Raw genomic sequence first — 24,080 nt, 5'->3', positions numbered from 1 at the left:
GCCTGCATGAACGGACTGACCGAACGCTACCGCACCCTGGGCGAGCTGATGACCGAGCTGCGCGCCCGGCTGGGCTTTGTCACGCAAGGCTCCGCGTCCAAGAACAACGACACGGTGATCAAGTCGTTCTTGCAGGAGGCGCACGACTACGTGTTTGGCGAGCTGGAGCCGCCGGCCATGCGCAAGAAAACCACCATCAAGCTGGTGGCGGGCTCGTTCCTGTACGACTGGAACAACGACGAGGAAGACGAGGAAATCGACCCGGGCCGCGTGCTGTCGATGTGGGTGAAGGTGGGCGATCAAATCCGCGAGCCGCTGACGCAAGGCATCACCGAGTTTGACCGCAGCTTTTTGACGCTGACGGGCCAGCCCACCAAGTACGACCACCTCAACGGGCAGATCGAGCTGTACCCGATACCGGACGCGGCCTACGACATGATCGTGGAGTACACGGCCGACCGTGGGCGCTTCGACCGGCCGAGCGACCGGCCCAGCGTGCCCGACCGCCTGGTGTTCATGTACGCCCTGGCCAATGCTAAGGCGCACTACCGGCACCCGGATGCGCAGGCTTCCGCGACCAGCTTCCAGAACATGCTGGCCAAGGAAAAGTTCCGCCAGAAGGAAAACAAGCGGTTCTTCCACAAGAGCACGCGGCCAGGCAACAACGCCACCCAGATCACGGCCGTGAAGATTGCGTAAGGAGTAGCAGTGCCAGCAATCCACTTTGACAAATTCGACCTTGGCATTGATCTGCGCAAGGGCGCCAGCGTGTCGGACGCGAACCGACTGCTGGAAATGAAGAACGCGCACGTCACCACCGGCCTGGCCACGCGCAAGCGCCCAGGGCTCACGAAGGTGACGGACCTGGAGCCTGGCACCAAAGGCCTGTTCGCGGCCTTCGGCAAGCTGCACACCTTCTATGGCGACGGCACCATCACGCATGCCAACCCGCTGTTCCAAGCCAACAAGGTGGTGTTTTCCGGCGGCGCGCAGGCGGTGGCCGATGTGCCGTTTGCCGACGTGTTCAACGCCTTCATCTACTGCGCTGTGCAGTACGCCGGCGGCCAGGTGGAGCATCACTACCTGGACGGCAGCCCGACGACCCACATTGCCGACGCCAACTGCCCCGACACCCGGGCCTGCCTGAAGATCGCCAGCAAGATTTTCGCGGTGGGCGCTGGCAATGCGGACGTGGTGCGCTTCTCCAAGACTGGCAACCCGCGCGACTGGACCACGGCCAACGACGCCGGGTTCCTGCCCACGGGCCTGAACAGCCGCGGCGACCGTGCAGCCAACGCGCTGGGCGTGTACCAGAACAAGATGGTGGTGCTGACCCGCGACGGCGCGCAGGTGTGGGCGGTGGACCCGGACCCGACCGCCATGCGGCTGGAGGACATCGTGGAGAACGTGGGGACGAGTTTTCCGCGCACGGTGGCCAACGTGGGGGGCGACCTGTATTTCCTGAGCGACTACGGGTTCCGCTCCATCACCACGCTGCAGTACACCAACAGCCTGGCCGACGTGGACGTGGGTTCGCCCATCGACTCGCTGGTGCGGCCTGAGCTGAAGGTGGGCGGCGTCAACCCCAAGAGCTTCTACTTCTACGGCACCGGCCAGTACGTGTGCGCGATCGGCAACCGCCTGTTCGTGTACTCGATCAGCCGCACGGCCAAGATCGCGGCCTGGAGCCAGTATTTCCTGAGCCAAACCGTGGACGCCTTCGCGGAGCTGGGCCAGGAGCTGTACATCCGCTCGGGGGATTCGGTTTACAAGCTGGACGAGGCGGTGAGTACGGACGACGGCACGCAGTACGAGGTGCTGATCCAGCTGCCGTACATGGACTTCAAGAAGCCGGGCAACCTCAAGCGCATCTACGGCGCCGACGTGGTGGTGGATGGCGCCTGCAGCTTCTCGCTGGGCTTTGACGTGCGCGACCCGGACGCCTTCACGCCAGAAGTGAAGGTGAAGGGCAACACCCGGCCGGGCGGAATGATCCCGGTGGAGTGCACCGGCACCGAGTTCTCCATTCGGCTGCGCAACTACGACAACAAGCCGTTCCGCGTCGATGCGTTGACCCTGTACTGGGATGACCTGGGGCCCATCTGATGAAGCTGCGACTGGCCACCATGGACGATCTGCCCGCCATCTGCGTGCTGGGCAGGATGATGCACGACGAATCGACGTTCGCGCCGATGGACTACGACATCGACTGCGTGAAGGAAACGATCACCGACCTGATGGAGAAAAGTCAGCTGGTGCTGGTGGCTGAGGATAAAAACGGGGAGTTGATCGGCGGGATTCTCGGGAAGGTGACGCAAACCTGGTTCGGCAAGGACATGGTGGCCAACGAGCTGGGCCTTTTCATTCACCCGGACCACCGCGGCGGAATGTTGGCGGTGAAGCTGATCAAGACCTTTGTGGCCTGGGCCAGGCTGGCGGGAGCCAAGCAGATAAGGCCGGGCGTGATTTCCGGCTGCGAGGTGGCCGAGTTGTTGTATGACCGTTTGGGCTTCCGCCGATGCGGAGCCACGTTTGTGATGGAAGGAGTTTGATATGGGCGGCGGCGGCGGGGATGGAGGCGCGGGCGAGGCCCGGCAGCAAGAGGCAGATCGTCAGGCGCGCATCAAAGCGGCGACGGACGCGATCAATGCCACGTTCAACAACAGCGGGCGCGAGTCGCTGTACGCGGACCAGCGAGGCGCGGTGTACGACCTGAACCGCATGGAGGTGGACCGGCAGGCCACCGACGCCGAGCGCGCCAACCGGTTTGCCTTGGCGCGCACTGGACTGATGGGCGGATCGGCGCAGATCGACAGCGTGGCCGACATCAACCGGCGCACCAACGAGGGCCTGATGCGAGCTGGCGGGATTGCCGACCAGGCATCGGCGGACCTTCGCACGGCCGACGAGCAGGCGCGAGCGAACCTGATCAGCCTGGCGCAGTCGGGCATCGACACCGGTACGGCGGCATCGCAGGCACTGAACAGCCTGAGAGTGAACAACGCCAACGCAGCCAGTGCCCGAGCAGGCGCCACGGTGGGCGGCCTGTTCAACGACCTGAGCCATGCTTACTTAATGAACCAAGCAAACATTGGCCGCAATGCTGCCGCCAACCCAAACGCGCAGCAGTGGTACGGGGTGTCAAGCCCGTCAAAAACCTACGGCGGCACGTCTACGCGATAAGGAGAGAGCGCCATGACTGGATTGGAAATCGCAGCACTGGTGGCGGCAGTCGCTGGTGCAGGGGTGCAGTACAACGCCGCCCGCGAGGCGCAGGCCCGCATGGAGGCCGAGACGCGCCGAAGCCTGGAAAACCAGCGACGGCTGCAGATGCAGGCCGAGAAGAAGGCGCTGGACACAGCTGCCAACTACGAAACCCCGAAGCGGCAAGCCGAGCAGGCACAGATTGCCGAGCAGATCACGCAAGAGCTGATTGCACCGGTCAGCGAGAGCCAAGCGATCCGCCAAGGCCAGCAGACCACGCAAGGCAACGTGTCCGAGGACTACCTGACCGCCAAGGCGGCCAGTGACCTGAACACGCTGAAGCAAGCGGAACAGATGGCCCGGCTGCTGGGGAAGACCACCAGCGCCAGCCGCTTGCGCATGAACGAGGGCATCCGACTGATGGATGCCGGCATGGACGTGGACCGACTGAACAACTTTTCGCGAGGGCAGGCCGGGGCTGATCAAATCGCCATCAATGCAGCCGGGCAGGTAGACCCTGGACAAATGTTCCTAGGCGCGCTTCTGCAAGCGGGCGGAAGTGCCGGGCTTGCTGGCGGGTTTGGTGGAAAGACCACGCCATTCACCGGCGGAGGCCTGAAGGCTACAGCTTCGCCCACGGGTTTCAATTTGGCATCACCAAGCGGCGGGTTGGGCTTGCGCCCCACTGGTGGCGTTGGTTTGAAGCCTGGCATTTTGGGGGGCTTCTGATATGACGACGACGACTTTGATCCGGGGGCCTGGTGAGGCTTGGGCCGGTGCGGGTCGCGCCATTGCCGGCGGCCTTGGCGCATTGCTGCAGGGCGAGGCGGTGCGCCAGCGCGCGCAGCAAGAGCAGGAGCAGAGCCTGGCCGACATCTACTACCGCAACATGATGGGCAACCAAGCCGGGGCCAACGCGGTGAAGATCGGCGAGGAAGCCACGGGCCTGCGGCTGACCAATGAAGCCCGGCAGGCGCCCGTGGACGTGAGCATGCCCGCGTACATGCAGCTGGCGCAGCGCCTTTTCCAGATGACCGGCGACACCAACATGGAACGGTTTGCCAATGCTGGCACGGCGATCCAGACGCAAGGCATACGCGATCAGGCGGTGGCCAACGTGGACAACCTGGACATGATGAACCGGCTGAATACGCTGGCCAGTCCCGGCGAGACTTATATGCCGTTCAGCGCAGTGGGAAACACTGGCGGGGCTCTCAACCAAGCAACCGGCCAAGGCACGGTGTTTGACGAGGCGCTTCGCAGTTTGTTTGCTGACGAGTCGGGCGCGAAGGTGGCGCGCGACCGTGGAGCCGCGAACGCATCCAATGCAGCAGCTGCGCGATCGAATGCCCAGCGGGATATGACGCTGGCGGAACTCGAATTTCTGAACACCAGAGGCTCCCGGCCCGGTACCGGCGCCGAAGGCTCCGAGGGCGCACTTTCATCCACGATTCTGAACACTTTGCGCATTCCCGCGTTGGACGATCGGGGGCGGCCGGTACGCAACCCGCTCACGGGCCAGCTGGAAACCCAGATCGATCAAGCTGCACTGAGTCAGTTCTACGCCTGGGCAACCGAGAACAACCGCCGACCGACTGCCACAGCCTTTGCACAGTGGGAGGCGCAAGGCCGACCAAGTGGCAACAAAAATCCGGCGCCCGCACAACCCGCAGGAACAATGTCCACCGAAGCAAGAGCTGCCGCGCTGGCCAGAGCGCGCGAGGCCATCGCCAGAGGTGCGCCGCGTGACAAGGTGATCGAGCGCCTACGGCAGAACGGGATTGATCCAACGGGGCTGTAAATGACCATCGAATTCGATGACCTGATTCCAAGCAACACCAGCAACATCGAATTCGATGACCTGATCCCGAAAGGGCCCAGCTTCACCGATCAACTGGCCAATGGGGTGCGCGCCCTGTTCGGCAACATCGTCACCCCACTCAACGCGGCCGAGAAGATCGGCCAGGTGGCCAACACCGTCAACCCGCCCGAGCCCACGGGCTCCGTGTTTGACCGCGTGCAGGTCGAGCGAGCGCCGTTCAACTTTGCCCGGGCCAGCGCCGTTCAGCGCGCTATTGACGACCAGATGGAGCGCCAGGCCCAGTACGGCACCATCGGCCCGATCGTCGACCCCAAGCCATCCGTAAGCAGTGTGGCCACGGGCCTGGTTTCCGATCTGGTATCCGGCGGCAAAGCAGCGCGCGCAGGCATCAACCAGATGGCCGGCGACATCACCGGGTCCGAGTACCTGCTGGACAAGGCCCGGCGCGAGACTGCGCAGGCCGAGCTGATGCGGGCCGTCAACACGCCCAACTTCGAGACCGACACCGCCCGCGGCATTTACGGCGGTGTGTCGAGCACGGTGCGCCAGCTGCCAGCGATTGCAGCAGCCATTGCGACCCGCAACCCGAACATCGCCCTGGGCGGCATGGTGGCGCCCATGGTGCCCGAGGAATACGGCAAGTTCCGCCAGCGCGGAGCCGATCCCCTTCCGGCACTGGCTGGCGCTGCAGGATCGGCGGCCACCGAGTACATCACCGAGAAGCTGCCCATGGGCTTCCTGGTGCAGCAGTTTGGCCGTGCCGGTGCGGGCCAATTCCTGACCGGCATGCTGGCGCGCGAGGTGCCCGGCGAGCAGCTGGCCACGCTGGTGCAGGACGCGATCGACACCGCGATTGCCAACCCGGACAAGACCTGGGGCGACTACCTGGCCGAGCGCCCGAGCGCCGCGTACCAGACCCTGCTGGCCACGATCACGCAGACCGGCATCATGGGTGGTGCCAATGCCGTGGCCAACCGCCTGACCGGCCAACCCGAGCAGCGCGCACCCGAGCTGCCCGACTATCAGGAAGCCGCTGCCCGAGTGTTTGGCCGTACCCAGCCGCCGGCACAACCGCCGGCACAACCGCCGGCACAGCCACCAGCTCCGCCCGCACCGCCCGAGACCGAGGTGGTCAATCGCATCCTGCAGGCCATCGAGCAGACCCAGAATGTCCCGAACGTACCGCCAGCCCCCCGAGCCGAAACCCAAGCCGCGCCAGTTGAAGCGCCAGCGCCAGCAGCAGTTGATGCAGCCGCCCCCGCTGGAGTACCCGCAGAACCTGCCGCCCCCGATGTGGAAGCCGCTGGGCTGACGTTTGATGACCTGGTGCCCGACGTGTCGAAAAACACGCCGGAATTGAACACGTCGCCGGGACCTGTACAGAAAACGCCAGAAATTGAGCAGGTGGCTGGTGCCATCACTGATGAGGGTACCAAGCAGCCCATCCTGCAGAACCGCAACCGCGCCACGCCTTCGAGCATTGCGCAGATGCAAAGCATCGCCACCCAGCCCGACTATGGGCGCCTGGGCTTTTCGCGCGACTTCGCCAACGGTGCCCCGGTGGTGGCTGGTGGCCAGATCGCGCCCGAGCAGCTGGGCCGCCAGGATGTGGCCGTGGCCAGCGATGGCCGGCGCATCCCGGTGCAGTACGCGGTGGTGGAGGCGGCCGACGTGCTGCCTTCCAACCAGGCCGATGGCACGCCCAACCCCGACTATGGCAACCAGGCGGTGCAGCGCATCCGCGCGATCGCAGGCAATGGCCGCATTGCCGGCCTGCAGCTGGCCTACCGCAAGGGCACCACGCCCGGCTACCTGAACGAGCTGACGAGCGACACCCTGCACGGCGTGAGCCCTGACGTGATCCGCGCCATGCGCGCGCCCGTGCTGGTGCGCGTGATGCCGGCCGACCAGGTGACGGCCGACATTGGCGACGTGTCCAACACCGTGGGCAACCTGAACCTGTCGGCGGTGGAGCAGGCCAACAACGACGCGCAGCGCGTCAACCTGGACACCCTGCAGTTTGCCGAGGACGGCAGCATCACCCCCGAGGCGGTGCGCCAGTTCGTGCGCGCCATGCCGCAGGCCGAGCAGGGCGGGCTGATCGACACCAACGGCCAGCCGACCAAGCAGGCGGTGGACCGCATCAATGCGGCCGTGTTCGCCAAGGCCTACGGCAACGACCGGCTGGTGCGCCTGTTTGCGCAAGCCCAAGACCCCGAAGCGCGCAATGTGCTGTCGGCACTCGCGCAGGTGGCGCCGAAGATGGCCCGCCTGGAAGGCGCTGGTGCGCTGGACATTCGCGGCGTGGTGACGCAGGCGGCCGAGATTGCCGTGAACGCGCGCCGGGAGGGCAAAGCCCTGTCGTTGGCCGCGCAGCAGCTGGACATGGCCGCCGACCCGGACGTGGGCGCCGTGCTGGACCTGTTCGCGCGCAACGCCCGCACGGTGAAGCCGGTGGTGGAGGCGCTGAGCCGCGCCGCTGACTTTGCTTACACTGAGGCCAACAAGCCGGGCGAAGACATGTTCGGGGAAGTTCCCCGCGCGAGCCGCGCCGACATCATCAACCAACTGGGCCCGCAAGATGAACGAGCAAGCCAAGAAACTCTGGAAGACACCGCAGGGCGCCAGCCTGCTGGGCAAGATGCTGGACGGCAAACCCCTGAGCCCGCAGGACCAGCAGCACCTGCAGAAGCTGAAGCAGGCCGACCCGCCGAAGCCGAAGGCCTGACCAGCTACACCCCCGAAGAAGTCACCCAGCGCATCGAGCGACTGGAGCAGGCCGAAGCAGAGCGCAAGGCCGCCGAAGCCAAAGCAGAGCAGGACGAGCGCGAGCGCCAACAGCGCGCCGAGATTGCCCGACGCAGCGAGGCCGCAGCCGACACGTTCGAGCTGGGCCAGGACCCGATGGCCAACCTGAGCGGCCAGGGTGACATCTTCAGCGCGCGTGAAGATGGGCAGGACTACAATGCAGAAGCCCCCCGGCGACCCTATACCGATGACCGACAGCTCCAACTCTTCCTCGATAACGGACCTGACCGAAGCCAGGCAGGGCCGCGTGGAGAAGCTGCCCAACGGGAAGCCGTTGCCGCCGTTGACGACCTACGATCCACCGAAACCATACTTGGCCTCGCCCTGTCGCGTGATTACGCTGCCCGTCAGCGGGTCAGCCTCGTCGGGCAAAAAGTAGAGAGCGCCGAAGACCTGGCCGTTCTGGCCCAGGTGTACCGCGACCCCCGATTCGAGACCTTCCGTGTCGTGTTCGTGAACGACGCGGGCAAGGTGGTTTCGCAGGTGGGCCTGACCAGCCGACTGCCTGCATCGACCCAGGTCATCATGGGTAACGATGTGAACGCCTACCTGTCCGAGCTGTCGGCCACGGCGCGCAACCGCGGTGCCACCGGGTTCTACATGCTGCACAACCACCCCAGCGGCTTGGCCACGCCCAGCATGGCCGACCGTTCGCTGACGCAGACGTTCGCGCTGTCGATGCCGTCGCTGGAGTTCAAGTCGCACGTGGTGATCGACACGAACGAGTATTCGACCATCGACGCCAAAGGCCGCACCGAGACCCTGAAGAAGGACTTTGGCCAGCCGGCCCCGTACCGCGCACAAGAGTGGGCGGACGTGCAGATCAGCGGCCCGGCCGATGTCATGTCCATCGCCAAGCGCCTGCAGGTGGACGATGGCGCTATCACCCTGATCCACACGGACAGTCAGTACAACGTCAAGACGATCAGCACGATCCCGGCCGACGCCAGCACCATGGGCAAGGAAGAGCTGAAGAAGCTGGTGCTGAAGGCCTCGCTGCAGACGCAGGGCTCGCAAGTGTTCGCCGTAGGCCGAGACAGCAAGGCGCTGGCGCGCATTGGCACCATGGTGGTGGACGCGATTTATGTCGAGGACGGCGGCCAAGCCCAGAGCCTGAGAAGCATGGGCGTCATTGCTGGCGGTGCACCACTGCCCAGCGATCGCCGCACCCGCGTGAGCCCCGACACCAGCCCCGAGTTTGCTTACCTTCGCCGGCAGTCGCAGCCTGCACCCATGCAGCGCGTGGCTGAGCCTGAATCCGAATACAGCCCAGAGCCGCCGCAGAACCCCAACCGCGATGCACTGGGCCGGCTGAAGTTCCGCTTGGGTGAGGTAGCGCTGCACAAGCTGGACGCCGTGACCCGGCCACTGCAGGAACGCTTCGGCATGCGCATGGCATCGCCCGAGCTGCGCAAGCAGCTGCGCCAGATGAAAGCGACGATCGAGGAGGCCAAGCGCGCGGCCGTGAACGTGGCCAAGGAAATGAACGCCATGACCGAGGCCGACCGCGCCATGGTTTCCGACATCGTGGAAAAGATGATCGCGCCCGGCGTGGTGCCGCCCGAGCATGCGGTGAAGGTGGCCGACGCCATCACCCGCACCATGGACCAGCAGACCGACGAGCTGGTGTCGCTGGGCATGTTGAGCCAGGATAGCGCCGACCGGTGGCGTGGCCGCTACCTGCCGCGCATCTACAACCGCGAGACCGAGCTGGCCGACGACCCGCTGATCAAGCGCCTGTTCAAGACCGGGACGCCGACCATGGCCGGCATTGGTGGTGGATCGCTGAAAGGCCGAGGCCTTTTCCAGGACGTGAGCGTGGACGCGGTGGACCAGTGGCTGGCCATGGGCTACGAGGTGCGAGACCCGCACTGGCGCCTGAACCAGGGCAAGCTGGAGCTGAAAGACCCGAATGCGCCGAAGGTGGCCCGCGACCAGGTGACCGTGTGGCGCGACTGGACCCCGAGCGAGCGCGCGCAGATGGGCGAGAACCGGGACGCCATGTACCGCTTCGTCATGGGCTACACGGCCATGCAGCGCGACATTGCCCTGGGCCGCCTGTTCAACAACATCGCCAACAACCCTGAATGGGTGCGCCGATCGGGTTCCGAGGGCTGGGTGCAGGTGCCCAACACCGAGATTCCCGACACCGGCGGGGTGAAGCGCTACGGCAAACTGGCCGGGCTGTACGTGCGCCGCGACGTGATGAGCCACCTGACCCAGTTCGAGGAAGCAGCCAACGACACTCTGCAGCTGTACCGCGAGGCGCTTGGCCTGTGGAAGGAGGGCAAGGCGCTTGCACTGGACACCCCGATTCCGACGCCGGGCGGCTGGAAAACAATGGGCGAACTACAGGTCGGCGATGTTGTTTTTGATGAGCGCGGCCAGCCCTGCAATGTCACTTATGTAACGGGCACGCAGCTGCAGCGGGAATGCTACGAGCTGGAATTCTCTGACGGCACCAAGATTGTGGCGGACGCCGAACACCTGTGGTTCACCATCTACAACGGCCGCGGCGAGGTCAAGAACACCCTGCGAATCATTGAAACCCTGAAGGAGCGAACCCGGGGCGACAACAAGCATTCCATCCCGGTAGCCGGCGCCCTGCAGCTGCCAGAGGCGGACCTGCCCATCCCGCCTTACGCCTTGGGCGTGTGGCTGGGCGACGGCAACAGCAATAGCGCCCGCATCACGGTGGGCAGCGCTGACGCGGCCGAGACTGTGGATCTGCTGCGGTCCTGCGGCATTGAGTCGAGCGATGGCCGGAAAGACCCGCGCGGCAATGTCTGGTCCTACGGCATCCGGTTCGCCAAATGCGGCCCGAGGCGCTGCGATGGCCTGCAGCCAACCTTGCGATCCATTGGGGTGCTTGGCAACAAGCACATCCCGGCCGCCTACCTGCGAGCCTCCGAGGCCCAGCGCCGCGAGCTTTTGTGCGGCCTGATGGATACAGACGGCTCCGTTACCGCCCGTGGGCAGTGCGAGTTCTCGACCACCAGCAAGACGCTTTTTGACGGCATGATGGAGCTGCTGCGCTCGCTGGGCTACAAGCCTTCGCATGGTGAGCAGGTGGGCAGCGTCAACGGCAAGGCCTGCAGCAATGTCTGGCGGATCAAGTTCCAGGCATTCAGCGACAAGCCGGTTTTTAAGCTGCCTCGCAAGGTCGCCCGGCTCCGTGAGCGCCCGGTATCTCGGCCTCGGTCCGGCACCCGCCAGATTGTGGCCGTCCGCCCGGTGGAGTCCGTGCCTGTGAAATGCATCACGGTGGACTCGCCCAGCCGGCTGTACCTGGCTGGCGACGGCATGGTGCCCACGCACAACACCGCGCTCAACCCGGTGGCCCACTTCAACAACGTGATGGCCAACGTGAGCATGGCGCACTTCGCCGGGGTGAGCTACTGGGATGGCCACAAGTACGTGAATGCGGTGCGCGATCTGGTGAACGACGCGCCCATGGTGGAAGAGGCCCGGAAGGTGGGCTTGTTCACTGGGAGCTTCACCAAGGAAGAAATGGTGCAGGCCATGCCGCCCGAGCTGCAGAAGCTGATGAACCAAGAAGAGGGCGTGACCCGCCGGGCAGGCAAGCAGGTGATGAATGCGCTGACCTTCTGGCTGCGCAAGCCCTTGCGTGATGCCTACGAGTTCGAGGACACGTTCTTCAAGTACCTGATCTACCGTGACGCGCGCCAGCAGGGCATGGGCCCCACGGAGGCGATGGACTACGCGCTGCGCTACATCTTCACCTACGACGACCTTCCGAGCGGTGCACGCAAGGTGCGGGACTACGCCATTCCGTTCTTCAGCTGGACCTACAAGGCCATTCCCGCCCTGTTGCACACAGCCATGGTGTACCCGTGGCGCTTTATGGCCCCAGCCGCAGCGCTTCACGGCATCAATCTGGTGGCCTATGCGCTGGCTGCAGGCGACGAGGACGACGACTGGCTGGAGAAGATCGCCAAGGGCCGCGAACTGGAGGCCGAAGAGCGGGAGTCGCTGCCGGATCGCATGCAGGGCATGGGCATGCTGGCCAACCCCAAGACCATCCGCCTGGGCACCGACGAGCTGACCGGCAACCCGGTGTTCCTGGACGCATCGCGCGTGATCCCTGGCGGCGATATGTTCGACATGGTGAACCAGGCGGGCGGCATTGCCCTGCCGGCACCACTGATGCCGAACCACCCCGTGCTGTCGGCCTTCAGCGCCATGATCGTCAACCGGGAAATGTTCTTTGGCCGCGACATCACGGACCGCAACGACACCAGCCTAGAGGCCGCCGAGAAGCGCGCCAAATGGATGGCCGGCTTCCTGCTGCCGGCCGTGTCGCCGGGTGGCTACCACTCGCAGCGCATTCTGGACGCGACCGCCAACGCCATGGATACGGTGATCACCACACCCCTGGGCGAGTTCACGGGGGTGGATCGTTCTGGCCTGCCGGTGCAGCCCAAGTATGCGGCCATGCAGACGGTGGGCATCAAGGCCCGGCCGGTTGATCTGGACCTGGAGGCGCAGCGTCGAAGAGCGCAAGAGGCGGCACTGGTTAACTCGATCGCGGCCGAGGTGCGCAGCATGGCCCGCCTGTACCAACGCGGCGCAGTGTCTGACCGGATGATGGACGAGACCCGCGAGCGGGCGCGCGAGAAGATCGAGCGCATCCGCGAGGGTGAAACGCCCTGACAAATATCCGCTGGACCGCCTGAGCGACCGAAGAATGGGGGCATCTGGAAAGGATGCACCCCATGAAGGTTGACGACTACATCGACGCACTGATCGCCCGGGAGGGCGGTTACGTGGATCACCCGGCCGATCGCGGCGGCCCCACCAACTGGGGCATCACCGAGCAAGTGGCCCGGGCTTACGGCTACCAAGGCCGCATGCAGGACTTGCCGCGATCAGTGGCCAAGGCCATCTACCTGGAGCGGTACTGGGAGGCGCCGCGGTTCAACCTGGTGAACGAGCACAGCGCGGCGGTGGCTGAGGAACTGCTGGACACCGGCGTGAACATGGGCACCGGCGTGGCCGCGCGTTTCCTTCAGCGCGCGCTGAACGTGCTGAACCAGGAAGGCCAGCACTACCCCGACATCGTGGTGGACGGCGCGATTGGCCGCATGACGATCGCCGCGCTGCGCTCCTACCTGAGCGCCCGAGGGAAAGATGGCCACGTGGTGCTGCTGCGCGCACTGAACGCCCAGCAGGGTGTGCGCTACATCGAGCTGGCCGAGGCCCGGCCCAGCCAAGAGGCCTTTGTGCACGGCTGGCTACTTCACCGAGTTGCATGAAAGGCGCGAGCATGGACCCGATTACCGTAGCCATGGGGCTGGCGCAGTTTGCGCCCCAGATTATCAAGTGGGTCACTGGCAGCAACAAGGCCGCCGAGGCCGCCGAGAAGGTGGTGGGCATTGCTGAGGCCGTCACTGGCCAGCATGGGCCGGCCGCGCTCGATGCGCTCAAGGCGGACCCGGCGCTGGTGCTGCAGTTTCGCCAGGCCGTGATGGCCAACGAGACCGAGCTGGACCGGCTTTACCTGGCCGATCGCGCCGATGCCCGCAAGCGTGACACCGCTTTCGTGCAGGCCGGCCGCTACAACTGGCGCGCGGACCTGCTGGCGCTGCTGGCCGTGGTGGGCCTGGTGGTGTGCGTGTGGTTCATCGCCCGCGATGCCAGCCTGCCAGAGCGCGCGGTGAACGCCATCATGTTCGTGGCCGGCGTGCTGGCCGCTGCAGTGCGTGACGTGTATGGCTTCGAGTTCGGCAGCTCGCGCGGGTCGAAGGACAAGGACGATCTGATCGCCAGGATCAAGTAGCCCCGCCTTCATGACCGCGAAAGCCACGCGGCGCGCTGGGGCGGAAATACCAGCGCGGGAACCTGCCACGGCGGCCGTGGTCATGGCCGAAGCCGATACCGCAGGCGGATGTGCTTCGGCATAGTCGGAATCCGTCAACCCTTCAGCTCATTCCAGCGCCGGTGCACGTCCTCCGGCCGGATGTGGGTGTAGCGCTTGAGCTGCGCCCAGTTGGTATGCCCTGACACCTGGGCCACTTCCTCAATCTTCAGCCCGGCCCAAAAGAGCTGGGTGATGCCGGTGTGCCGCAGGTCGTGAAAGCGCAGGTTTTCGATCTTGGGCAGGCCAGTCGCTGCAATGCGGTCCCGCACCCGCTCAAAGGCGGCGAGCATGGATTCGGTCTCGTAGGGGAAGATGCGATCGCCCAGCTTCGGGATTTGGTCCAGCAGCGTGAACGCCTCGCCCAGCAGCGGCACCACCTGGTCGTTGCCGATCTTCTGGCGCGGATGCTTCACGTCGCGGATGAGGATGGTCTTGCGCTTGTAGTCCACATCGGCCCAGCGCATGCGCGTGAGTTCGCTGGCCCGGCGGGGCAGGGCAATGGCCATCTTGTACACGGGCACCATGTCGATGGTGGTCTGGTGGTGCAGGTTGCGCTGCGCGAACTCGGCCAGCAGCGCGGCTTCTTCTTCGTCGTCCACCAGGCGGATCACCTGGCGGGACTTGCCGATGGCGCCGGCCTCCTTCAGCTTCTTGATGGCCATGTCCACCGGCTGCGGGTCCACCTGGATGCCGTGGGCGTAGGGCGCCGCGTGCACCGCGGCCGACAGCGGGGACAGGTTGGCCAGGATGGTGGCCGGCCCGGCGCCTTCGGCTTTTCGCTGGATCACGTAGTCGGTGATGTCCTTGGCGGTCAGCTCGCTGAGCTTGATCTTGTTGAACGCCTGGGCCACGGTCTGGTGGTTGTGGATGGTGGAGCGGCCCAGCGGCCGCAGCTTCTGCTGGTACTCCAGGTGCTCCAAGATCAGCTCGCCCACGGTCATGGACCGCGTGGGGGCGCCTTGCTTGCGCACCTTGTCCTCCAGCCGCTCGGCCCACGACCGGGCCATGGCCTCGGTGGGGAAGGTTTTGGACTCACTGAATACAATGACACCCGCTTTCTTGATGCGGACCTGGGCGAAATACACGTCGCCGCGTTGCTGAATTGATGCCATGACGGGGTTCCTTTCGTTGATGCACCGAACCTGTTGAAACGTGGTGCATCAGGACCCGTATGATGCACCATTTGATGCACCGGACGCCAAGAAACCCACGGAAATGCACCGAAATGCCCGGTTAGCAGGCAGCAGGAACAAGGCCAGAAATTGACAAATCAGCAGGAAAATCAACAGCTTAGAGGGGAAATGAGCCCCTGGCGTCTGTGCGTTGCGCCGATGCTCGACTGGACCGACAAGCACTGCCGGTACTTCCACCGCCTGCTCACCCGCCACACCCGCCTGTACACCGAGATGGTGACCACTGGCGCGCTCACGCACGGCAGCGTGCGGCGCCACCTGCGCATGGACACCAGCGAACACCCTGTGGCACTGCAACTGGGCGGGAGCGAACCGGGCGATCTGGCGTTTTCCGCCAAGCTGGGCAAGGAATGGGGCTACGACGAAATCAACCTCAACTGCGGTTGCCCCAGCGAACGCGTGCAGCGCGGCGCCTTCGGCGCCTGCCTGATGGCCGAACCCACCCTGGTGGCAGACGGTGTGAAGGCCATGCGTGACGCGGTCGATCTGCCCGTCACGGTCAAACACCGCATTGGTATCGACAAGGTGGAAAGCTACGACTTCGTGCGCGACTTCGTAGGCAAGGTCAGTGAGGCGGGCTGCGAGGTGTTCATCGTGCACGCGCGCAACGCCTGGCTGCAAGGTCTGAGTCCGAAGGAAAACCGCGAAGTGCCGCCGCTGCGCTACGAGCTGGCCTACAGGTTGAAGCAAGACTTCCCGCAGCTCACCATCGCGGTCAACGGCGGCGTCAAGACCAACGAAGACATTGCCGTGCACCTGCAGCACGTGGATGGCGTGATGCTGGGCCGCGAGGCTTATTACAACCCCTGGCTGCTCAGCACCTGGGACGAAAAGTTCTACGGCGACGCTCCTTCCACCGTGACCCGTGAGGCGGTGGAGGAGGCCATGGTTGCCTACATGGAACGCGAAGCCGTGGAAGACGGCACGCCCTGGTACGCCATCGCACGCCACATGCTGGGGCTGTACCACGGTCAGCGCGGCGCCCGTTACTGGCGCCAGGTTTGGAGCAACCACAAGCTCAAACCCCTGCCGCCCCGCGAGGTATGGGCCATGGCGCGGGAGGCGCTGGCCAAAGGCTGAGTCAGAAAACGCTCAGTTGTCGCGCTTGCTGGAAAGGAAGCGCGTGAACTCTTCGGCGGGCATGGGCCGTGCAAACAGATAGCCTTGCGCTTCGTCACAGCGGAAAACGCGCAGCATGTGGCGCATGTCGTCGGTTTCCACGCCTTCGGCAATGGTCTTGAGGTTGAGGCTGTGCGCCATCTGGATCACCGCGCGCACAATGGCGGCGTCGTCCGGATCACTGGCAAGGTCGCGGATGAAGGACTGGTCGATCTTGAGCTTGTCAACCTCGAAGCGCTTGAGGTAGGACAGGCTGGAATAACCCGTGCCAAAGTCGTCGATGGAAAGCTTGACCCCCAACAGCTTGAGGCTGCGCACCGTGGCCAGCACCTGTTCCACGTTCTGCAGCATGATGGATTCGGTGAGTTCCAGCTCCAGGCAGTCGGGCGGCAGGCCTGTGGCTTCCAGCGCGCGCAGCACGGTCTGCTCCACGTTGCCCCTGCGGAACTGTACCGCCGACAGGTTGATGGCCACGCAGATGTCGGGCAACCCGGCGGCGCGCCACTCGCTGGCCTGGCGGCAGGCTTCCATGATGACCCATTCCCCGATGGGTACGATCAGCCCGCTTTCCTCGGCGATGGTGATGAACCTGCCGGGCATGATCATGCCTTCGCCTGGCGCGTTCCAGCGCAGCAAGGCTTCGGCCCCTATGACCCGCCCCGTGTCCAGCTGCACCTGCGGCTGGTAGTGCAGCTCCAGCTCGCCGTTGTCCAGCGCGCGGCGCAGGCCACTGCGTAAGGCCAGATGTTCGCTGGCCTGGGTGCTCATTTCCTCGTTGAAGAAGTGGTAGGTGTTGCGGCCAACCTCCTTGGCGCGGTACATCGCCATGTCAGCCTTCTTCAACAGCGTGTCGAACGTCCTGCCGTCGTCCGGGTACAGCGCCACGCCTATGGATACCGACGTCGTCAGCTCGCTGCCCTCGATGCGCACAGGCATCTGCATCTGCGTCATGATCTTGTCGAGCACGGGCACGGCGGCCTGGCTGTCGGGCAGGTCGCGCAGCAGCACCACGAATTCGTCACCCCCTTGGCGGCTGATCGTGTCGGTGTCGCGCACACAGACCAGAAGGCGGGCCGTCACTTCCTTGAGCAACAGGTCGCCGCAGGCATGGCCCAGCGTGTCGTTGATCTGCTTGAAGTTGTCCAGATCCAGAAACATCAGCGCTACATGGGTGTCAGTGCGCTCTGCCTGGGCCACGGCCTGGTCCAGCCGGTCCTGCAGCAGCAGGCGGTTGGGCAGGCCGGTGAGGGCGTCGTGGTAAGCCAGGAACTCGACCTGCTGTTCCGCCTTCTTCTGCTCGGTCACGTCAGCGGCAATCGTCAGGTAGCCGGTAATGCTGCCAACGCTGTCGCGCATGGGCGCCAGGGTCATGTCCAGGTAGATGGTCTTGCCATCGCGCCGCTGGCGGACCAGCTCGGTCTGCATCAGCGTCTCGCCAGACAGCACACGCCGCAGCAAGTCGTTGAACTCGTGAATGCGGTCTGGTGGAACGGAGGGCATGCGCCGCCCAATGATCTCGTCGGCCGACCAGCCGAACATGCGCTCGGCCGCAGGGTTCCAGCTGGTGACGAGGCTCTGGCGGTCGCGTGCATAGATGGCCAAGGGCGAGCTCTGGATCATGGCATCGAGCTTCTGGTTGGCCTTTTCCAGCTCGGCCGTGCGTTCGTGCACGCGCTGTTCCAGGTCCCTGTGGGCAGCAGCCAAATCTTGTTCGATCTTCTTGCGCTCGGTGATGTCCTCGCTGATCCAGATGGTGCTGCGCTCGCCGTCCTGCCCGGTGAGCGCCTTGGCAAGGTGGCGGCTCCAGAGCAATGTGCCATCCTTGCGCACGTTGAGCCACTCAATGTCCACCAGGCCCCCGGTCGTCAGCGTGGGCGCCACGGTCTGGCCGAAGAATTCGTAGTCCCGCTCGTCGCGAAAGAACACTTCGCTCTTGCGCCCGACCAGCGAGCCGTGCGGCCAGCCATAGATGGCTTCCATGCGCGGGTTGCAGTGAACGATGACGCCGTCCCGTGTGAACAGGATGCCTACGGACGCGTTTTCCAGAATGGCATCCTGCTTCAGCAGCAGGTCCTGCAGTTCGGCTTCGGCGCGCCGCCGCTCACCCACATCCTCGACGATCCAGATCGTGCCTTCGGCGGTGTTCTCTGGATTGATGGCCTTGGCCCGTACATGGCAATAGACGACGCTGCCATCCTTGCGGCGCATGGGCAGCTCATGGTCCAGCAGTTGCCCGGAAGAGAGCAGGGGGTAGGCTACGCGGCCAGTGTTGGCGTAGTCCTGCGGAGACAGGTAAAACACCGAACCGGGTTGGCCTACCAGCTCGCCGTGTGGCCAGCCGTAAATGGCGGACGCGCGCGGGTTGCAATGCTGCACCCGCTGGTCGCGGGTGAAGATGATGCCTACCGACGCGTTTTCTAGGATGGCCTGGTACTCCAGCAGCGTCTGCTGGGTGACTTTCTGGTTGTTGCTGGCCGTTGTTGGGGCTGTGTAACTCGTCATGGGCAAAGCCCCGCTAATGGGGCCGCCCATTGTAGGCGCGTGTTACCGTTTGGTTACAGCAGGGAAAGTACGGGTTCAGGCCGCAGCCTGAAGGCCGTTGGCGAAGTGGGTTTTCACCCGCTGCACGGCTTGCTCGGCGTCCCGCTCCACTATGGCGGCAAGGATTGCCCGGTGTTCCTTGAGCGATTCCTCGATGCGCCCGGACTTGAACAGCGAACTGTGGCGATTGAGCTTCATGACCTTGCGCAGGTCGGCCACCATCTGCTTGCGCCAGCGGTTGCCCGCCAGTTCCAGCAGGCGCAGGTGGAAGGCTTCGTTCAGGGCGAAGAAGCGTTCGCGTGAGCCGGTTTTCGGGTCTGCGGCCTGTTCCAGTTCCTGGTGAAGCGCCTGCAGCTCGGCCAGCTCGGCCCCGGTGGCACGCTGGCACACGGCACCTGCCGCGTCAGATTCGAGCAGGGAAAGCAGCTCGTAAACCTCACGCAAGTCTTGTTCAGATACTTCGGTGACGTAGGCACCCCGGCGCACCTTCATGGTCACCAGGCCTTCGGCGGCCAGCACCTTCAGCGCTTCGCGCAGGGGCGTGCGGCTGATGCCGAATTCCTCGGCGATCTTGAGCTCGTCGATCCAGCTGCCCGGTGCCAGCTCGCGGTTGAAGATGCGCTGCCGCAGCAGTTCGGCAACTTCTTCATACAGGGCGCGGGGGGTAAGGGAGATGGCGGACATGGCGGTGTAAGGTCGGCTCGGAGTGTAATGGTACTTCAGTTTGAATTCTGCATCAATAATTATGAATGATGTAGAATGCGCTCCGTTCAAGATCACAAGCACAGGTGCCTCACATGACGTCCGAGTTCAAGCCCGCCACACTGTCCGACTGGGAAAAGGCCGCTGCCAAGTCCCTCAAAGACCGCCCGCTGAGCAGCCTCGACTGGGTCACGCCCGACGGCATCGCCGTCAAGCCGCTGTACACCGCACAGGACGTGCAGGGCTTGCCGTACACCAATACGCTTCCCGGCTTCGAGCCCTTCATACGTGGCCCGCAGGCCACCATGTACGCTGTGCGGCCCTGGACCATCCGCCAGTACGCGGGCTTTTCCACGGCGGAGGAATCCAACGCCTTCTACCGCAAGGCGCTGGCGGCCGGCGGGCAGGGCGTGTCCGTGGCATTCGACCTGGCCACCCACCGCGGATACGACAGCGACCACCCCCGAGTCTTTGGTGACGTGGGCAAGGCGGGCGTGGCCATCGACAGCGTGGAGGACATGAAGATCCTGTTCGACGGCATTCCGCTGGACAAGGTGAGCGTTTCCATGACCATGAACGGCGCCGTGTTGCCCGTGCTGGCGGGCTACGTGGTGGCCGCCGAAGAGCAGGGCGTGGGCCAGGACCAGCTCAGCGGCACCATCCAGAACGACATCCTCAAGGAGTTCATGGTCCGCAACACCTACATCTACCCGCCCCAGCCTTCCATGCGGATCATCGGCGACATCATCGAGTACACCTCGAAGAACATGCCGAAGTTCAACTCCATCAGCATCAGCGGCTACCACATGCAGGAAGCTGGCGCCAACCAGGCGCTGGAGATGGCCTTTACCTTGGCGGACGGCAAGGAATACGTGAAGACCGCCATTGCCAAGGGCATGGACGTGGACGACTTTGCCGGGCGCCTGAGCTTCTTCTGGGCGGTGGGCATGAACTTCTACCTGGAAATTGCCAAGATGCGTGCGGCCCGCCTGCTGTGGTGCCGCATCATGAAGGGCTTCAACGCCAAGAACCCCAAGAGCCTGATGCTGCGCACGCACAGCCAGACCAGCGGCTGGAGCCTGACCGAGCAGGACCCCTACAACAACGTGGTGCGCACCACCATCGAGGCCATGGCGGCCGTTTTCGGCGGCACGCAGAGCCTGCACACCAACAGCTTCGACGAAGCCATTGCGCTGCCCACCGAGTTCAGCGCCCGCATCGCGCGCAACACGCAGCTCATCATCCAGGAAGAAACGCACATCACCAACGTGGTGGATCCCTGGGCGGGCAGCTACATGATGGAGTCGCTGACCCAGCAGATGGCCGATGAAGCCTGGAAGATCATCGAGGAAGTGGACGCCATGGGCGGCATGACCAAGGCCGTGGACAGCGGCTGGGCCAAGCTCAAGATCGAAGCCGCTGCCGCCGAGAAGCAGGCGCGCATCGACTCGGGCAAGGACGTGATCGTGGGCGTCAACAAATACAAGTTGGCCAAGGAAGACCCGATCGAGATTCTGGAAGTGGACAACCACAAGGTGCGCGAGCAGCAGATCGCGCGCTTGAAGGACATCAAGGCCAAACGCGACAATGCTGCCGTGCAGGCGGCGCTGGACGCGCTGACCGCCGCCGCCGAAAGCGGCAGTGGTAACCTGCTGGACCTGTCCATCCGCGCCATCCGCCTGCGTGCCACGGTGGGCGAGGTGTCTGATGCGCTGGAGAAGGTTTTCGGGCGCCACCGCGCCGACACACAAAAGGTGACCGGGGTGTACGCAGCTGCCTACGATTCGGCCGAGGGCTGGGAAAAATTGAAGGAAGAGATTGCTGCCTTTGCCGAGAGCCAAGGCCGCCGCCCGCGCGTGATGATCGCCAAGCTGGGGCAAGACGGCCACGACCGGGGCGCCAAGGTGGTGGCCACCGCGTTTGCCGACCTGGGCTTTGACGTGGACATGGGCCCGCTGTTCCAGACGCCCGAAGAGTGCGCGCGCCAGGCCATCGAGAACGACGTGCACGCCGTGGGTGTTTCCACACTGGCGGCAGGCCACAAGACGCTGGTGCCCGCCATCATCGAAGAACTGAAGAAGCAGGGCGCCGACGATATCATCGTCTTCGTGGGCGGCGTGATTCCGCGCCAGGACTACGACTTCCTGTACGAAGCGGGCGTCAAGGGCGTCTATGGCCCCGGCACCCCCATTCCCGCCAGCGCCAAGGACGTGCTGGAGCAGATCAAGAAGGCGGTCGCTTGAACCCTGCCGTGCTTTTCGATGGCATCGTCCAAGGGCAGGGCGCCGTGCAGCGCCGGGCCATGGCCAAGGCCATCACGCTGCTCGAATCCACCCGGGCCGACCATCGCGCCCAGGCGGACGAGTTGCTGACCGCGCTGCTGCCGCACACCGGCAAGGCGCTGCGGCTGGGCATCAGTGGCGTGCCGGGCGTGGGCAAAAGCACCTTCATTGAAGCGCTGGGCCTGCACCTCATCGGGCTGGGCCACCGTGTGGCCGTGCTGGCGGTAGACCCGTCCAGCAGCGTGTCGGGCGGCTCCATCCTGGGCGACAAGACGCGCATGGAACACCTGTCGGTGAACGAGCGCGCCTATATCCGCCCCAGCCCCAGCAGTGGCACCCTGGGGGGCGTGGCCGAAAAAACGCGCGAATCCATGCTGGTTTGCGAAGCCGCCGGGTACGACGTGGTCATCGTGGAAACGGTGGGCGTGGGCCAGAGCGAAACCGCCGTGGCCAACATGACCGACATGTTCTGTCTGCTGCAACTGCCCAACGCCGGAGACGACCTGCAGGCCATCAAGAAGGGTGTGATGGAGCTGGCCGACCTGGTGGTCATCAACAAGGCCGACATCGACCCTGACGCCGCCACCCGAGCGCGAGCGCAGATCACATCTTCCTTGCGTCTGCTGGGTTTGCATGGCAACCCCGAACACGCCCACCACGACACCCATGTCTGGCACCCGCAGGTCATCCAGATCAGCGCGCTGCACGGGCAGGGTGTTGACAGCTTCTGGTCGCAGGTGAGCGATTTCCGCCGGCTGCAGACCGCCAACGGCCGCCTGGAAGCCAAGCGGCACCAGCAGGCCCGCGCCTGGATGTGGGAACGCATCGAAGCCGGACTGAAACAACGTTTCCGCGAGCACCCGCGCATCCGCGCGCAGCTCGACACCGCCACGCGCCAGGTGCTTGAAGGTAGCCTGGCCGCATCCACCGCAGCGCGTCAGCTGCTGGAACTGTTTGACTGATTTTCTGGAGACCCCACCATGCATGAAATCCTGGAACAACTGGAGAGCAAACGCGAGGCCGCGCGCCTGGGCGGCGGGCAAAAGCGCATAGACGCGCAGCACGCCAAGGGCAAGCTCACCGCGCGCGAGCGTTTGGAGGTGCTGCTTGACGAAGGCACCTTTGAAGAATGGGACATGTTCGTCGAGCACCGCTGCACCGACTTCGGCATGCAGGACAACAAGGTGCCCGGCGACGGCGTGGTCACCGGCTACGGCATGATCAACGGCCGCCTGGTCTTCGTCTTCAGCCAGGACTTCACCGTCTTCGGCGGCGCGCTGTCCGAAGCGCATGCCGAGAAGATCTGCAAGGTCATGGACCAGGCCATGAAGGTCGGTGCACCGGTGATTGGCCTCAACGATTCGGGCGGTGCGCGTATTCAGGAAGGTGTGGCCTCCCTGGGCGGCTACGCCGAGGTGTTCCAGCGCAACGTCATGGCCAGCGGCGTGATTCCGCAGATCAGCATGATCATGGGCCCCTCTGCCGGTGGCGCGGTGTATTCCCCCGCCATGACGGACTTCATCTTCATGGTGAAGGATTCGAGCTACATGTTCGTGACCGGCCCCGAGGTGGTGAAGACCGTGACGCACGAGGAAGTGACCGCCGAGGAACTGGGCGGTGCCGTGACGCACACCACCAAGAGCGGCGTGGCCGATCTGGCGTTCGAGAACGACGTGGAGGCGCTGCTGATGCTGCGCCGCCTGTTCAACTACCTGCCGCTCAACAACCGCGAGAAGGCCCCCGTGCGCAAGAGCGGCGACCCGATCGACCGCGCCGAGCTGAGCCTGGACACGCTGGTACCCGACAACCCGAACAAGCCCTACGACATGAAGGAGCTGATCGTCAAGACCGTGGACGATGGCGACTTCTTCGAGATCCAGCCCGAGTACGCCAAGAACATCGTGGTGGGTTTTGCCCGCATGGACGGCCAGACTGTGGGCATCGTGGCCAACCAGCCGCTGGTGCTGGCGGGCTGCCTGGACATCAAGTCGAGCATCAAGGCCGCGCGTTTCGTGCGCTTCTGCGACGCGTTCAACATCCCCGTCGTCACCTTCGTGGACGTGCCCGGCTTCATGCCCGGTACCAGCCAGGAGTACGGCGGCATCATCAAGCACGGTGCCAAGCTGCTCTACGCGTACGCCGAATGCACGGTGCCGAAGATCACCGTCATCACCCGCAAGGCCTATGGCGGCGCGTATGACGTGATGGCTTCCAAGCACCTGCGCGGTGACGTGAACCTGGCCTGGCCCAACGCCGAGATCGCGGTGATGGGCGCCAAGGGCGCTGTGGAGATCATCTTCCGCGAGGACAAGAAAGACCCGGCCAAGCTGGCCGAGCGCGAGGCCGAGTACAAGCGCCGCTTTGCCAACCCCTTCGTCGCCGCCGAGCGCGGGTACATCGACGACGTCATCCTGCCGCACGAAACCCGCAAGCGCATCTGCCGCAGCCTGGTCATGCTCAAGGACAAGAAGGTGGAAAACCCGTGGCGCAAGCACGGGAACATTCCGCTGTAAACCCTTGAGGAGAAA

At 64.5% G+C, this 24,080-nt stretch carries 16 protein-coding genes; 13 read left to right on the top strand and 3 right to left on the bottom strand.

Translation table 11 applies throughout. From position 1 onward, the window contains the following. Positions 1–6: 6 nt before the first annotated feature. The 9 genes from ACYVHH_RS08900 to ACYVHH_RS08860 all read left to right on the top strand — a co-directional run bounded on the left by ACYVHH_RS08900 (position 7) and on the right by ACYVHH_RS08860 (position 13,634). Entirely contained in the window at positions 7–699 is a 693-nt protein-coding gene (locus ACYVHH_RS08900; protein WP_460564782.1) for a phage adaptor protein, read from the top strand. Positions 700–708: 9 nt separating this feature from the next. Then, positions 709–2,106, top strand: a complete 1,398-nt coding sequence (locus tag ACYVHH_RS08895) for a hypothetical protein (RefSeq protein WP_460564781.1) — start codon at positions 709–711, stop codon at positions 2,104–2,106. After that, a complete protein-coding gene (locus tag ACYVHH_RS08890) occupies positions 2,106–2,552 on the top strand; it encodes a GNAT family N-acetyltransferase (RefSeq protein WP_460564780.1) in 447 nt (148 codons plus the stop codon). Before ACYVHH_RS08895 ends, ACYVHH_RS08890 begins: the two co-directional genes overlap by 1 nt. 1 nt (position 2,553) lies before the next feature. Continuing rightward, positions 2,554–3,183: a hypothetical protein gene (locus tag ACYVHH_RS08885; protein WP_460564779.1), complete on the top strand. Its 630-nt coding sequence runs from the start codon at positions 2,554–2,556 to the stop codon at positions 3,181–3,183. 12 nt (positions 3,184–3,195) lie between these two features. After that, positions 3,196–3,933, top strand: coding sequence for an ATP synthase subunit B family protein (locus tag ACYVHH_RS08880; RefSeq protein ID WP_460564778.1), 738 nt, complete (start codon positions 3,196–3,198; stop codon positions 3,931–3,933). A gap of 82 nt (positions 3,934–4,015) precedes the next feature. Continuing rightward, positions 4,016–5,005, top strand: a complete 990-nt coding sequence (locus ACYVHH_RS08875; protein ID WP_460564777.1) for a hypothetical protein — start codon at positions 4,016–4,018, stop codon at positions 5,003–5,005. After that, on the top strand, positions 5,006–12,508 hold the full coding sequence (locus tag ACYVHH_RS08870; protein ID WP_460564776.1) for a JAB domain-containing protein: 7,503 nt from the start codon (positions 5,006–5,008) through the stop codon (positions 12,506–12,508). It abuts the gene before it with no gap. Positions 12,509–12,570: 62 nt separating this feature from the next. Further along, complete coding sequence (locus ACYVHH_RS08865; RefSeq protein ID WP_460564775.1) at positions 12,571–13,110, top strand: glycoside hydrolase family 108 protein; 540 nt, start codon at positions 12,571–12,573, stop codon at positions 13,108–13,110. 11 nt (positions 13,111–13,121) lie between these two features. After that, on the top strand, positions 13,122–13,634 hold the full coding sequence (locus ACYVHH_RS08860) for a hypothetical protein (protein ID WP_460564774.1): 513 nt from the start codon (positions 13,122–13,124) through the stop codon (positions 13,632–13,634). 134 nt (positions 13,635–13,768) lie between these two features. On the opposite strand, the gene ACYVHH_RS08855 is transcribed toward ACYVHH_RS08860, so the two are convergent. Further along, positions 13,769–14,827: a tyrosine-type recombinase/integrase gene (locus tag ACYVHH_RS08855; protein ID WP_460564772.1), complete on the bottom strand. Its 1,059-nt coding sequence runs from the start codon at positions 14,825–14,827 to the stop codon at positions 13,769–13,771. Positions 14,828–15,016: 189 nt separating this feature from the next. Here ACYVHH_RS08855 and dusA point away from each other — a divergent pair, with 189 nt between their 5' ends. Beyond that, the gene (gene dusA / locus ACYVHH_RS08850) at positions 15,017–15,988 is read left to right on the top strand and encodes a tRNA dihydrouridine(20/20a) synthase DusA (protein ID WP_460564771.1); all 972 of its coding nucleotides are present in this window, start codon (positions 15,017–15,019) and stop codon (positions 15,986–15,988) included. A gap of 12 nt (positions 15,989–16,000) precedes the next feature. On the opposite strand, the gene ACYVHH_RS08845 is transcribed toward dusA, so the two are convergent. Together ACYVHH_RS08845 and ACYVHH_RS08840 are read right to left on the bottom strand one after the other, a co-directional pair. Next, positions 16,001–18,529, bottom strand: coding sequence for a sensor domain-containing protein (locus tag ACYVHH_RS08845; protein ID WP_460564770.1), 2,529 nt, complete (start codon positions 18,527–18,529; stop codon positions 16,001–16,003). Positions 18,530–18,604: 75 nt separating this feature from the next. Then, positions 18,605–19,252, bottom strand: a complete 648-nt coding sequence (locus tag ACYVHH_RS08840; RefSeq protein ID WP_460564769.1) for a GntR family transcriptional regulator — start codon at positions 19,250–19,252, stop codon at positions 18,605–18,607. A 113-nt stretch (positions 19,253–19,365) separates the two neighbouring features. Between ACYVHH_RS08840 and scpA the strand changes: the two genes are divergently transcribed. The 3 genes from scpA to ACYVHH_RS08825 are packed head-to-tail and all read left to right on the top strand — an operon-like array spanning position 19,366 to position 24,065. Then, entirely contained in the window at positions 19,366–21,513 is a 2,148-nt protein-coding gene (scpA, locus tag ACYVHH_RS08835; RefSeq protein WP_460564768.1) for a methylmalonyl-CoA mutase, read from the top strand. Then, positions 21,510–22,514 (top strand): methylmalonyl Co-A mutase-associated GTPase MeaB, encoded by a 1,005-nt coding sequence (gene meaB, locus ACYVHH_RS08830; protein ID WP_460564767.1) that lies wholly within the window; start codon positions 21,510–21,512, stop codon positions 22,512–22,514. The genes scpA and meaB overlap by 4 nt, the downstream gene beginning before the upstream one ends. Before the next feature lie 18 nt (positions 22,515–22,532). Then, complete coding sequence (locus ACYVHH_RS08825) at positions 22,533–24,065, top strand: acyl-CoA carboxylase subunit beta (RefSeq protein WP_460564766.1); 1,533 nt, start codon at positions 22,533–22,535, stop codon at positions 24,063–24,065. Positions 24,066–24,080 lie beyond the last annotated feature (15 nt).

Source organism: Hydrogenophaga aquatica, from assembly GCF_054780915.1.
Note: the sequence above shows the minus strand (reverse complement) of the source record. Positions and strands in the feature narration are given on the sequence as shown.

What these genes read in the sequence shown, in the direction of transcription:
- ACYVHH_RS08865 (WP_460564775.1), top strand. Translation starts at nt 12,571, where the DNA reads ATGAAGGTTGACGACTACATCGACGCACTGATCGCCCGGGAGGGCGGT.
- ACYVHH_RS08870 (WP_460564776.1), top strand. Translation starts at nt 5,006, where the DNA reads ATGACCATCGAATTCGATGACCTGATTCCAAGCAACACCAGCAACATC.
- ACYVHH_RS08855 (WP_460564772.1), bottom strand. Translation starts at nt 14,827, where the DNA reads ATGGCATCAATTCAGCAACGCGGCGACGTGTATTTCGCCCAGGTCCGC.
- ACYVHH_RS08890 (WP_460564780.1), top strand. Translation starts at nt 2,106, where the DNA reads ATGAAGCTGCGACTGGCCACCATGGACGATCTGCCCGCCATCTGCGTG.
- ACYVHH_RS08845 (WP_460564770.1), bottom strand. Translation starts at nt 18,529, where the DNA reads ATGACGAGTTACACAGCCCCAACAACGGCCAGCAACAACCAGAAAGTC.
- scpA (WP_460564768.1), top strand. Translation starts at nt 19,366, where the DNA reads ATGACGTCCGAGTTCAAGCCCGCCACACTGTCCGACTGGGAAAAGGCC.
- dusA (WP_460564771.1), top strand. Translation starts at nt 15,017, where the DNA reads ATGAGCCCCTGGCGTCTGTGCGTTGCGCCGATGCTCGACTGGACCGAC.
- ACYVHH_RS08860 (WP_460564774.1), top strand. Translation starts at nt 13,122, where the DNA reads ATGGACCCGATTACCGTAGCCATGGGGCTGGCGCAGTTTGCGCCCCAG.
- ACYVHH_RS08825 (WP_460564766.1), top strand. Translation starts at nt 22,533, where the DNA reads ATGCATGAAATCCTGGAACAACTGGAGAGCAAACGCGAGGCCGCGCGC.
- ACYVHH_RS08885 (WP_460564779.1), top strand. Translation starts at nt 2,554, where the DNA reads ATGGGCGGCGGCGGCGGGGATGGAGGCGCGGGCGAGGCCCGGCAGCAA.
- ACYVHH_RS08880 (WP_460564778.1), top strand. Translation starts at nt 3,196, where the DNA reads ATGACTGGATTGGAAATCGCAGCACTGGTGGCGGCAGTCGCTGGTGCA.
- ACYVHH_RS08900 (WP_460564782.1), top strand. Translation starts at nt 7, where the DNA reads ATGAACGGACTGACCGAACGCTACCGCACCCTGGGCGAGCTGATGACC.
- ACYVHH_RS08840 (WP_460564769.1), bottom strand. Translation starts at nt 19,252, where the DNA reads ATGTCCGCCATCTCCCTTACCCCCCGCGCCCTGTATGAAGAAGTTGCC.